The organism is Nocardia sp. NPDC057455 (assembly GCF_042802775.1).
Taxonomy (GTDB): domain Bacteria; phylum Actinomycetota; class Actinomycetes; order Mycobacteriales; family Mycobacteriaceae; genus Nocardia.
Genome location: NZ_JBHVDM010000027.1, coordinates 46,609 through 60,143, shown reverse-complemented (window position 1 = coordinate 60,143; position 13,535 = coordinate 46,609). Strand labels below are relative to the sequence as shown.

At 70.4% G+C, this 13,535-nt stretch carries 1 protein-coding gene (running past one end of the window); it reads right to left on the bottom strand.

The window, feature by feature from the left end:
* The coding region annotated (locus tag ACFU5M_RS13880) for a non-ribosomal peptide synthase/polyketide synthase (protein WP_379048760.1) crosses the window boundary (this coding region is incomplete at its 3' end): on the bottom strand, positions 1-13,535 show 13,535 of its 35,549 nt. The annotated region extends 22,014 nt beyond the left edge of the window.

The window sequence follows — 13,535 nt, the reverse complement described above, 5'->3', positions numbered from 1 at the left end:
TCCGCATCGGTTTCGCTGCCGAGCACCGCACGCTGCCACAGCGCGTAGTCGGCGTACTGCACCTCGAGCGGAGCCCAGGACGGCACCTCGCCGCGAGCACGCTCGGTGTAGGCGAGCACGACATCGCGCAGCAGCGGCCGCAGCGAGAAGCCGTCCGCGCTGATGTGGTGCATGACCAGCACCGCCACGTGGTCGGTCGCCGACAGCGCGAGCAGGGTCGCCCGGAAACCGATCTCGGCGGTCACGTCGAAGCCGGCGCTCGCCAGCTCGACGATCCGCGCGGGCAGCTCGGCCGCCCCCACCGGTTCGGCGACCAGGTCGAAGGCGACCTCGCGCACCGGCAGGACACGCTGATAGCCGGTGCCCTCCACCTCCGGGTAGATCGTGCGCAGCGCCTCGTGCCGCGCGAGCACGTCGTTGATCGCCGCACCCAGCGCGGCCACGTCCAGCTCACCGGTCAGCCGCAGCGCGACCGGGATGTTGTTCACCGCGGTGCGGTTGTCGAACCGGTTGAGGAACCACATCCGCTGCTGGGCGAGCGAGAGCGGCACCAGCTCGGGGCGCTTCTGCGCGACCAGCGGCGTCCGGCCGCCTTCTCCCGCGGCCGATTCCACCTTCGCCGCCAGCGCGATCACGGTGGACGCCTCGAACAGCGCGCGCACCGGAACCTGCGTGTTCAGCGCCTCGCCCAGCCGCGCCGCCACCTGCGTGGCGACCAGCGAGTTGCCGCCGAGTTCGAAGAAGTCGTCGTCCAGGCCGACCCGCTGCACACCGAGTACCTCGGCGAAGGTCTCGGCCACGATCTCCTGCACCGGCGTCGCGGGCGCGCGGAACACCTTGGCCTCGAAGACCGGGTCCGGCAGCGCCTTGCGGTCCAGCTTGCCGGAGGCGTTCAGCGGGAACTCGTCGAGCACCACGTAGGCCGTGGGCACCATGTACCCGGGCAGTCGCGCGCCGAGCTCGGCCTTGACCGACTCGACGTCCACCACCCGGTCCGGGTCCGTCACCAGGTACGCGACCAGCTGGTCACCGGTGCGCTCGTCCGTGCGCACCACGACGACCGCCTGCGCCACCGATTCCAGCGCCGTGAGCGCCGACTCGATCTCTCCCAGCTCGATGCGCAGACCGCGCACCTTCACCTGGAAATCGGTGCGGCCCAAGTACTCCAGCTCACCGGCTTCGGTCCAGGCCACCAGGTCGCCGGTGCGGTACATCCGCTCGGCATCGCCGAACGGGCTGGCCACGAAACGCTCGGTGGTCAGGTCGGGGCGGCCCACATAGCCGTGCGCCAGCTGCGCGCCCGCGAGGTACAGCTCACCGGGCACGCCGACCGGAACCGGCCGCAGCCGCGAATCCAGCACGTACACCTGCGTGTTGAACACCGGAGCGCCGATCGGCACCGACACCGTGTCGTCCTCGGTCACCTCGTGGAAGGTGACGTCCACCGCGGCCTCGGTCGGACCGTACAGGTTGTGCAGGCGCGCACCGGTCAGCTCGCGCAGCTTCTGCGCGGTCACCGCGGGCAGCGCCTCGCCGGAGGCGAAGACGTTACGCAGGCTGGTGCATTCGGCCGCGCGTTCCTCGGCCACGAACACCGACAGCATCGACGGCACGAAGTGCACCGTGGTGACCTGCTCGTCGACGATCAGGCGCGCCAGGTACGCCGGATCGCGATGACCGTCCGGCTTCGCCACCACCAGACGGGCGCCGACCTGCAACGGCCAGAAGAACTCCCACACCGACACGTCGAACGTCGCGGGCGTCTTCTGCAACACCACGTCGTAGGCCGCCAACCCGTACTCGGCGTGCATCCACACCAGGCGGTTGACGATCGCGGCATGCGAGACCGCCACACCCTTCGGACGTCCGGTCGAACCGGAGGTGAAGATCACGTACGCGGTGTTGGCCGGGCGCAGCGGCTTGTGCCGGTCGGCGTCGGTCAGCGGGCCGTCGGAGAACTCCGACAGGTCGAGCTGATCGATGCGCACCTGCCGGGAGACGGTGGTCTCCAGGTCCGAACCGGAGGTCAGCACGCACACCGGGCGCGCGGTCTCGAGGATGTAGTCGATGCGCTCGGCCGGATGGTCCGGGTCCAGCGGCACGTACGCGCCGCCCGCGGCGTTCACCGCGTACATGCCGACCACCAGGTCGATCGAGCGGCGCATGCCCAGCGCCACATACGATTCCGGCCCGACACCGTTGACCTTCAGCCAGCGCGCCAACCGGTGCACCCGGCGGGCGAACTCGGCGTAGGACAGACTCGTCCCCTCGAACGTCACCGCCGGACTGTCCGGGGTGCGCGCGACCTGTGCCTCGAACAGCGAGACCAGGGTCGCGGCGGCATCGCCGACCGGCGAGGTGAGCGCGGCGTCGACCGGGAACTCGGTGGCGTTCCACCGCTCGATCACCAAGGACCGCTCGGCGTCGTCCAGTAGATCGATGTCGCCGACCGTGATCGACGGCTCGGCCGCGACCCCGCGCAGCACGCGCACGAAACGCTCGGCGAACGTACCGGCGAACAGGCCGTCGAACAGATCGGTGGCGTAGACGAGTTCGGCGTCCATCGCCGCCTCGCCGCCGGGGACCTCGCTGAGCGTGAGCTGGAGGTCGAACTTCGCCGTCGGCTGGTCGATGCCCAGTTCGGAGACGGTGAGTCCGGGCAGCTCCAGCGCGGTGCGGCCGAGGTTCTGGAACGACAGCATCACCTGGAACAGCGGGTGGCGCGCCTGCGAGCGGGCCGGGTTGAGCACCTCCACCAACCGCTCGAACGGCACGTCGGCGTGGGCGAACGCCTGTAGGTCGCGCTCGCGGACCCGGCTGAGCAGGTCGGCGAACGACTCGGCGGTGTCCACCTGAGCGCGCAGCACCAGGGTGTTGACGAACATGCCGACCAGATCGTCGAGCGCCTGCTCACCGCGACCGGCGACCGGGATGCCGACGGCGATGTCGTCGGAGCCGCTCAACCGCGCGAGCAGGGCGGCGAAGGCGCTGTGCACCACCATGAACAGCGTGCTGCCGTGCGTCTGCGCGACCCGGTTCAGGTCCTCGATCAACTCGCCGGGCACACGGAACCGGTAGGTGCCCGCGCCGTAGGAGGCGACAGCGGGCCGCGGGCGGCCGGCCAGGCGCAGTTCGTCGGGCAGACCGGCCAGCGCGTCGCGCCAGTAGTCGAGCTGCTCGGAGATCAGCGACGTCGGGTCGTCCTCGGAGCCGAGCGTGTCGCGCTGCCACAGCGCGAAGTCCACGTACTGGACGGCCAGCGGCGGCCAGCCCGGCTGGGCCGCGGAGGTACGCGCCACGTAGGCGGTCATCAGGTCGCGCACCAGCGGCCGCATGGAGAAGCCGTCGGCCGCGATGTGGTGCACCACGACGACGAGCACGTAGTCGTCCGGACCGAGCCGGTAGGCGCGCAGGCGCACCGGCGCCTGGCTGGTCACGTCGAAGCCACGCTCGACGAATTCGTAGAGAACGCCGAGCAATCGGCCCTCGGCCACCTCGACCACGTCCAGCTCGGGAATGGCCCTGGCGGCGTTCAGCACTCGCTGATAGGCGACGCCGTCACGCGACGGGTAGATCGTGCGCAGCGATTCGTGCCGCGCGACCACGTCGGCGATCGCACCGCGCAGCGCGTCCAGATCGAGCGCGCCTTCCAGCCGCACCGCGGCCGGGATGTTGTAGGTGGCGGAGGCTGCGCCCGATGTGGTCGCTGCGCTCCCGATGTCGAAGCGGTTGAGGAACCACATGCGCTGCTGCGCGAGCGACAGCGGCGGGTGCTCGGGACGCACCTGTGCCGTGAGCGCCTGGCGGGCACCGCTTCCGGCGTGCGACTCGACCCGTGCGGCCAGCGTGGCCACGGTCGGGGCCTCGAACAGCACGCGCACGCCGACCTCGGTGTTCAGCGCCGCGCTCAGACGGGCGACCACCTGCGTGGCCACCAGCGAGTTGCCGCCGAGCTCGAAGAAGTCGTCGTCCACGCCGACGCGCGGCACGCCGAGCAGGTCGGCGAAGATCTCCGCCACGATCTCCTCGATCGGCGTCGAGGGCGCGCGGAAGACCCTGGCCTCGAACACCGGCGCGGGCAGCGCCCTGCGATCCAGCTTGCCGGAGGCGTTGACCGGGAACGCGTCCAGCACGACCAGCGCGGCCGGGATCATGTAGCCCGGCAGTGCCGTGGCGAGCGCGGCCTTCACCTCGTCGATGTCGACGGCCACATACGGTTCGCAGACCAGGTAGCCCACCAGCTGATCGCCGGCGTGCGCGTCGGAGCGCAGCACGACCACCGACTGCGCGATCCCCGGCTGCGCCAGCAGCGCGGCCTCGATCTCGCCCAGCTCGATGCGCAGGCCGCGCAGCTTCACCTGGAAGTCGGTGCGGCCCAGATAGTCCAGCTCGCCGCCGGGAGTCCAGGCCACCAAGTCGCCGGTGCGGTACATCCGGTCGCCCGGGGCGCCGTAGGGGTTGGCCACGAACCGGTCGGCGGTCAGGTCGGAGCGACCGAGGTAGCCGAGCGCCAACTGCTCGCCCGCGAGATACAGCTCACCCGCGACACCCGGCGCGACCGGGTGCAGGCGGCTGTCGAGCACGAAGACGCGGGTGTTCCACACCGGGCGTCCGATCGGCACCGACACCGTGTCGGCTTCGGTCGCCTCGTGGTAGGTCACGTCGACGGCGGCCTCGGTCGGGCCGTACAGGTTGTGCAGCCGGGCTCCGGTCAGCTCGCGCAAACGCTGTGCCGTCTGCGCGGGCAGCGCCTCACCGGAGGCGAAGACCTGCCGCAGCCGCGGCACGGGCAGCCCGTCGCCGTTCTCGTTGCCCAGCGTGGAGACGAAGACCGAGAGCATGGACGGCACGAAATGCGCCGTGGTGATCTGCTTGTCGGCGATGATCCGGGACAGGTACACCGGGTCGCGGTGCCCGTCCGGCTTCGCGACCACCAGCCTGGCCCCGGTCTGCAACGGCCAGAAGAACTCCCACACCGACACGTCGAAGGTGGCGGGCGTCTTCTGCAGCACCGCGTCCTCGCGGCCGATCGGGTACTCGTGCTGCATCCACAGCAGCCGGTTGACGATCGCGGCGTGGCTGACCGCCACACCCTTCGGGCGACCGGTGGAACCCGAGGTGAAGATCACGTACGCGATGCTCTCCGGCCGCAGCGGGCGCGTGCGCTCGGCATCGGTGATCGGTGCGCCGCTGGTCGCGGCGAACCCGGGCACGCCCTCGATGCCCTCCACCGACAGCGCGGTCACCTCCGGCTGCGGTTCGAGGCCGAAACCGTCCGCCGACCGGTAGAGGATCATCCGCGGACGCGCCGTCTCGATGATGTAGTTGACCCGGTCGGCGGGCTGATCCGGATCCAGCGGCACATAGGCCGCGCCGGTCTGCACCACCGCGTACATCGCGACGACCAGCTCGGTCGAACGCCGCAGCGCCAGCGCCACCAGCGATCCCGGGCCCACGCCCGCGCCGATGAGCTGCCGGGCGATCCGGTTGGCCCGCTCCTGCAACTGACGGTAGGTCAGCCGCTCGCCTTCGAAGTCCAGCGCGATGGCGTCGGGCGTGGCCGCCGCCTGCGCGTCGAACAGCGAGACCAGCGTCGCGTGCTGGTCCACCGGGTGCCCGGTGTCGTTCCAGTCCACCAGCACCCGCGCGCGTTCCTCGGACGCGAGCAGATCGATATCGCCGACCCGCACATCCGGGTCGGCGGTCACGGCCGCGAGGATGCGGTCCAGACGGCGGGCGAACGCCGCGACGGTCGGCTCGTCGAAAAGATCCAGCGCGTAGGAGAACTCGGCCGACATGCCCGCCGACTCGCCCTGTTCGTCCTGGGTCTCCGAGAGGGTCAGCTGCAGGTCGAATTTGGCCAGCCGGGCGTCGTAGTCGATGCCGTTGACCGAGAGACCGGGCAGCTCCAAGCTCGCCTGCCGGGTGTTCTGGAAGGTCAGCATCACCTGGAACAGCGGGTGCCGCGCCTGCGAACGGGCCGGGTTGAGCACCTCGACCAGCCGCTCGAACGGCACGTCGGCGTGCGCGAACGCGTGCAGGTCGGTTTCGCGGGCGTGGGCGAGCAGGTCGGCGAAGCTCGTCGCGCCGTCCACCTCGGTGCGCAGCACGAGGGTGTTGACGAACATGCCGATCAGGTCGTCCAGCGCGGCCTCGCCGCGACCGGCGACCGGGGTGCCGATCGCGATGTCGCCGGTGCCGCTGGCCCGAGCCAGCAACACCGCCAGGGCGCTGTGCAGCACCATGAACAACGACGCGTTGTGCCTGCGGCCCAGCTCGATCAGGGCGCGCTGGGTCTCGCCGGAGATCACGAACGGATAGGTGCCGCCGCGGTAGGAGGCGACGGCCGGGCGCGGCCGATCCGAGGGCAGCACCAATTCGTCGGGCAGATCGGCCAGTTCGCGCGTCCAGTAGCGAATCTGGTTGGAGATCAGCGAACTGGGGTCGTCCTCGGCGCCGAGCACCTCGCGCTGCCACAGCGCGTAGTCGGCGTACTGCACCGGCAGCGCCGACCACGCGGGCGCCTCCCACGACGTGCGGGCGGCGTAGGCCACCATGACGTCGCGGGCCAGCGGGCCCATCGACCAGCCGTCGGCCGAGATGTGATGCACCACCATGCCGAGCACGTACTCGGTCTCGCTGATCTCGTACAGCCGGGCGTGCAACGGCACTTCGCTGGTCACGTCGAACGCCATCGAGGCCAGCTCGACCAGGTGATCGATCAGGTTGTGCTCGGTCACCGGCACCGGGGTCAGGTCCGGCACGATCTGCGCGGCGTCCAGCACCACCTGCACCGGACCGGTCTTGGTCTCCGGGAACACCGTCCGCAGCGACTCGTGCCGGTCGATCACGTCGATGACCGCGACCTGCAACGCGGCGATGTCCAGATCGCCGGACAACCGGATCGCGACCGGGATGTTGTTGACCGCCGAGGAGGTGTCGAACCGGTTCAAGAACCACATGCGCTGCTGCGCCAGCGACAACGGCACCTGCTCCGGACGCTGCCGGGCGACCAGCGCCTTACGCGCGCCGTCACCGGCGTGCGACTCCACCCGCGCGGCCAGCGCCGCGACGGTGGACGCCTCGAACAGCATGCGCACCGGCACCCTGGTGTCCAGCGCGATGCCCAGACGGGAGGCGACCTGGGTGGCGATCAGCGAGTTGCCGCCCAGTTCGAAGAAGTCGTCGTCCACGCCGACGCGGGAGATGCCGAGCACCTCACCGAAGATCTGCGCGACGATCTCCTCGATCGGCGTGGTCGGAGCGCGGAATTCGCGCACCTCGAACACCGGGGCGGGCAGCGCCTTGCGGTCCAGCTTGCCGGAAGCGTTCAGCGGGAACGCCTCGAGCACCATGATCGCCGAGGGCACCATGTACGCGGGCAGCGTGCGGTGCAGGGCGTTCTTGATGTTGTCGATGTCGACCGGGCCACCGGTGCTGACCACATAAGCGACCAACTGGTCGCCCGCGACGGTGTCCATCACCAGCACGACGGCCTGGTTGACGGCCGGGTGATCCAGCAGGGCGGTCTCGATCTCGCCGAGCTCGATGCGCTGGCCCCGGAACTTCACCTGGAAGTCGGTGCGGCCGATATATTCCAGCACGCCCGCGCTGCCCACCTCGGGATCACGCGGCTGCACCCAGCGCACCATGTCGCCGGTGCGATACAGGCGGGAGCCGGGCGCACCGAACGGGTCGGCGACGAAGCGTTCGGCGGACAGGTCGGGGCGGCCGTGGTAGCCGCGGGCGGTCTGCACGCCGCCGAGGTAAAGCTCGCCGGGCACGCCGACCGGGACCGGCGCGAGGCCGCCGTCCAGCACGTAGGTCTGCGCGTTCCACACCGGGCGGCCGATCGGCACCGTAGTGGGCGCGACCTCGTTGAGGTGCCAGGCGGTGGCGTGCACGGTGAACTCGGTCGGGCCGTACAGGTTGTGCAGCGCGGCGGTGGAGAACTGCCGGAACGCGGTGACGGTCGTGGGCGGCAGCGCCTCACCGGCGACGAGAACCGCGCGCAGCGAAGCGCATTCGGCCGTGGAGGCGGCCCCGGCGAACACCGAGAGCATGGACGGCACGAACGAGGTCATGGTGACCCGGTGGCGTCCGATGATCTCCGACAGGTAGATCGGATCGCGGTGGCCGTCGGGCGCGGCGATCAGCATGCGGGCGCCGACGGCCAGCGTGCCGAACAGCTCCCACACCGACACGTCGAACGTGACCGGCGTCTTCTGCAGGATCACGTCGGCGGGGCCGATCCGGTATTCGCCGGTGATCCAGGCGATCTGGTTGACCACCGACGCGTGGCTGACCGCGACGCCCTTGGGGCGGCCGGTGGAGCCGGAGGTGTAAAGCACGTACGCGGTATTGGTGGCGCGCAGCGGCGCGCGACGCTCGGCGTCGGTGACGGGTCCGTCACCGAATCCGCTCAGGTCCAGCGTGTCCAGCGTCAGCACCGGGATGTCGGCGGCGGTGACGTTGTCGGTCGTGGTGGTGAGCACGCACACCGGCGAAGAGCTGTCGAGCACGTATTCGGTGCGCTCGGCCGGGTGGTCGGGATCGATCGGCACGTAGCCGCCGCCCGCGGTCAGCGTGGCGTAGATCGCCACCAGCATGTCCACCGACCGGCGGATGCCGACCGCGACCAGTGTTTCCGGGCCGACCCCCGCGTCGATCAGCTTGCGTGCCAGGCGATTCACCCGGCCGGCGAACTCGGCGTAGGTCAGCTCGACCGGCGGGCCGAATTGCTCCGCGCCGCGTGAGCCGCCGTCGAACAGCACGGCGGGGTCGTCCGGCCTGCCCCGCACCTGCTCGGAGAACAGCTCGAGCACGGTGGCGGCGGGCACGTCGTGACCGGTGTGGTTCCACTCGGTCAGCACCCGGGCGCGCTCGGCGTCGTCGAGGATCTCGATATCGCGCACGGCGGTTTCCGGCGCGGCGACGGCGGCTTCCAGCACGCGCTGGTAGCGGCGGCCGAACTCGGCGACGGTGGACGCGTCGAACAGGTCGGTGGCGAAGGAGATGACCGCGCCCATGCCGGCGGGCTCGCCGTCCGCGCCGCGCTCCTCGGTGACCGTCCACTGCAGGTCGAACTTGGCGATGTCGACCTCGAGCTCATCGGCGGTGACCGAGAGACCGGGCAGTTCCAGAGTCGCGTGCGACATCTCCTGGAACGACAGCATCACCTGGAACAGCGGGTGGCGCGCCTGCGAGCGGGTCGGGTTGAGCACCTCCACCAGACGCTCGAACGGCACGTCCGCGAACGCGAACGCGGCCAGGTCGGTTTCCCTGGTGCGGCCGAGGAATTCGGCGAACGGCTCGCTGCCGTCCACCTCCGACCGCAGCACGAGGGTGTTGACGAACATGCCGATCAGGTCGTCGAGCGCCTGCTCGCCACGGCCGGCGACCGGCGTGCCGATCGCGATGTCACCGGTGCCGGACAACCGGGCCAGCAGCACGGCCAGCGAGGCGTGCATGACCATGAACAAGCTGACGCCCTGTGCGCGGGCCAGCGCGACCAGACGCCGGTGCAACTCGGCGTCGATGTCGAAGCTCACCCGGCTGCCATGGAAGCTCTGCACCGGCGGGCGCGGCCGGTCCGCGGGCAGGTCCAGCTGATCCGGTAGGCCCGCGAGAGCCCTGCGCCAGTAAGCGATCTCGCGTGCCGCCATGGACGCGGGGTCGGACTCCGCGCCGAGCAGTTCGCGCTGCCAGACGCTGAAGTCCTGGTACTGCACCGGAAGCGGCGCCCAGCTCGGGGCCTCGCCCGCGGTGCGCGAGAGGTAGGCGGCGCCCACGTCGCGGGCCAGCGGGCCGAAGGAGAAGCCGTCGGCTGCGATGTGGTGCACGACGAACGCCACCGCGTAGTCTGCGGCGCCGTTGCCACGGCCGCCGGTGACCGCGAACACCCGCACCCGGATCGGCAGCTCGCGCGAGACGTCGAAGCCGCGCGCGGCGAATTCGGCCAGCGCGCCGTGCAGTTCGGCCTCGTCGATCGGCTGCACCTCGATGCCGAGTTCGACCTCGTCGACCGGAAGCACCTGCTGGTAACCGCCGTCGCCGGACTCGGGGAAGATCGTGCGCAGCGACTGCTGCCGCTGCACCACGTCCAGCAGCGCCGACTGCAGCGCCGCCAGGTCCACCTGGCCGCGCAACCGCACCACGAACGGCAGGTTGTAGGTCGGCACGGTGGGGTCGAACTGGTTGATGAACCACATGCGCTGCTGCGCCAGCGACAAGGGCACCCGCTCGGGAAGCTGCTGGGCTACCAGCGGCGGACGCGATTCGCCCACGGGGGCGGCGTTCTCCGCGCGGGCGGCGATGCCTGCGACGGTCGGGGTCTCGAACAGCGCGCGCACCCCGATCTGGGTGCCGAACGCGGCGCCGATGCGCGCCACCACCTGGGTGGCGACCAGCGAGTTGCCGCCCAGATCGAAGAAGTTGTCGTCGATGCCGATGCGCTCCTGACTGAGCACGTCGGCGAAGATGCCCGCCACGATCTGCTCGGCCTGGGTGCGCGGCGCGCGGAAATCCCCGGCGTCGGCGCTGAACACCGGCTCCGGCAGGGCCTTGCGGTCCAACTTGCCGCTGGTGTTGAGCGGGAAGGCGTCCAGCACCATGATCGATGCGGGCACCATGTAGCTGGGCAGCTTCTCGGCGGCGAACCTGGTCAGCTCCACCGGCTCCACGGTGTGGCCGGGGGCCGGGACGACGTAGGCCACCAACTGCTGACCGGTGGCGGTGTCCACCACCAGCACCACGGCCTGGCTGACCGCGGGATGGGCGAGCAGATCGGTCTCGATCTCGCCCAGCTCGATGCGCTGGCCGCGGAACTTCACCTGGAAGTCGGTGCGCCCGATGTATTCCAGCGTGCCCGCTTCGTTCCAGCGCACCAGGTCACCGGTGCGGTACATCCGCTCACCCGTGCTCGACAACGGGTTGGCGACGAAGCGGTCCGACGTCAGGTCGGGCCTGCCGCGGTAGCCGCGGGCGAGCTGGCGCCCGCCCAAATACAGCTCACCCGGCGCGCCGATCGCGGCCGGACGCAGCCGCGAATCCAGCACGTAGACCTGGACGTTCCACTCCGGGATACCGATCGGCACGGTCACCGTGTCGGCGGCCGTGGCCTCCCAGTAGGTCACCGAGACCGCCGCCTCGGTCGGGCCGTACAGGTTGTGCAGCCCCGCGTCGGTGATCGCGCGGAAACCCGCGGCGGTCTCCGGCGGCAGGGCCTCGCCGATCACGAAAACCGCGCGCAGCGTGGCGCACTGGGCCCGCGTGGCGTGCGCGACGAACACCGTGAGCATGGACGGGACGAAGTCGGTCACGGTGACCCCGTGCCGGGAGATCATCTCCGCCACGTACAGCGGGTCGCGGTGCCCGTCCGGCGACGCGATGACCAGCTTCGCGCCCACCAGCAGCGGCAGGAAGTAGCCCCACAGTGACACGTCGAACGTGGTCGCGGTCTTCTGCAGGTACACATCCGCCGCGCTCAGCCGATACTCGTCGAGCATCCACAGCTGCTGGTTGACGATCGCGTGGTGGGTGACCGCCACGCCCTTGGGGCGACCGGTCGAACCCGAGGTGTAGATGACGTAGGCGGTGTTGTCCGGCCGCAGCGGCGCGAGGCGCTCGGCGTCGGTGACCGGTGCGGGCGAGTACGCCGAGGTGTCCAGGGTGTCGATCTCCACCCGGCGCACCGATTCCGGCAGCTCCAGCTCGTCGGCCGAGTGCGTCAGCACGCACACCGGCGCGGCGCTGTCGAGGATGTAGGCGGTGCGCTCGGCCGGATGATCCGGATCGATCGGCACGTACGCGCCACCGGCCTTCAGCACCGCGTGCATGCCGATCACCAGCTCCAGCGAGCGGCGCATGCCCAGCGCGACCAGCGACTCCGGGCCGACGCCGTCGGCGATCAGGAAGCGGGCCAGCCGGTTGACCCGCGCGTCGAACTCCCGATACGTCAGCGTCGCGGAGCGACTCGATGAGGGGTGGTGGTCGGGCGACGGGTGGGCCAGCGTCGCGCCCTCGAAGTCGAGCGCGATGTTGTCCGGGGTCAGCGCCATCTGCGCGTCCAGCAGCGCCGCGAGCGTGGTCTCCGGGACGTCCTGCTCGGAGTCGTTCCACTCCAGCAGCGTCCGCTCGCGTTCGTCGGCGGTGGCGACCGGAAGGCCCCACACCGTCTCGTCCACCTCGGCGGCGAGGAAGCGGTCGAAGAACTCCAGGAAGCGGCCGTGGTGGCGGCGCGCCTCGTCCTCGGAGTAGAGATTCGGGTTGGTCTCGAAGTCGATGTGCGAGCGGGTGCCCGCGACAGACTGGTAGAAGTTGACGCCCAGATCCTCGATGCTGCCGGTGGACAGCACGCTGAGCTGCCCGACCATCGGGCCCATCACCAGCTCGTCACCGAACAGCATGATGTTGACCCACGGCCCGAAGAACTCGGTGGTCACCACGCCGTCACCGGCCGCGTCACGGCGGATGTCCTCGTGCCGGTAGCGCTGGTGGCGCAGTGCGCCGGACACCTCGACCTGGACCTGCTTGAGCAGCTCCGACACCGTGGTGTCGTGACCCACGTGCAGTCGCAGCGGCACGATGTTCGACGACACACCACCCGAGCGGCGCATCGCCGCTGTGGTGCGCGCGGTCACCGGCAGGCTGAGGATGACGTCCTCGACGCCGTTCCACTGCGCCAGGTAGGCGGCGAAGCCCGCGAGCAGCAGACCGGCGGGCGAGGAATCGTGCCGGGCGACGGCCGCGTCCAGCAGGGTGTTCTGCTCGTCCGACAGCGCCGCGCTCACGATGCCGTTGATCGCGGCGGGCGGGGCGGACCGGCCGGTCAGGCTGGTGCCCTCTTCCAGGCCGGCCACCCGCTGCGCCCAGTACTCCTTGTCGGAGACGAAGCGGGAGCTTTCGCGATAGGCGATCTCCTGCTCGTAAAGGGTGTGCAGGTCGGTCGCCTTGGACGCGGCGGGTTCGGTTCCGCCGACGTAAGCGGTGTAGAGCTCGGCGATGCGATTCAGGTTGGTCATCGCGCCGAAGCCGTCGAGCGCGATGTGGTGGGCGCGGGAGTACCAGTACCAGTGGTCGTCGGCCAGTCGCAGCGCCGCGACCATGATCAGCCGGTCGCTGGTCAGGTCGAGCGGGCGGCTGTATTCGGCGCGCATCCACGCCATCGCCGCGGCGGCCGGATCGGCCTCGCCGCGCAGGTCGACGTAAACGACCTTGTCGTACTCGGCGATGGAGTGATCGATGAACTGCAACGGCTCGCCGTCGCGCTCGACAATCCGGAGGAAGCCCGAACCCAGCTCGTGCGAGGCGTCGATGCTGGCGCGCTCGAGCACATCGACATCCAGCTCACCGTGCAGGTCGACGTATTGCGCGATGGTGACCGGCACCTGCGGGTCCACGTGCTGCGCGTACCAGATGCCCAGCTGAGCGGGAGACAACGGGAACGCACCCGACAAGTCGGGTGCTACCCCAGACCCAGCGTGTGCCCGTTCGCTACCAGTTTCGCCGTTTCCGCCGAAATCCAGCCGGTCCAA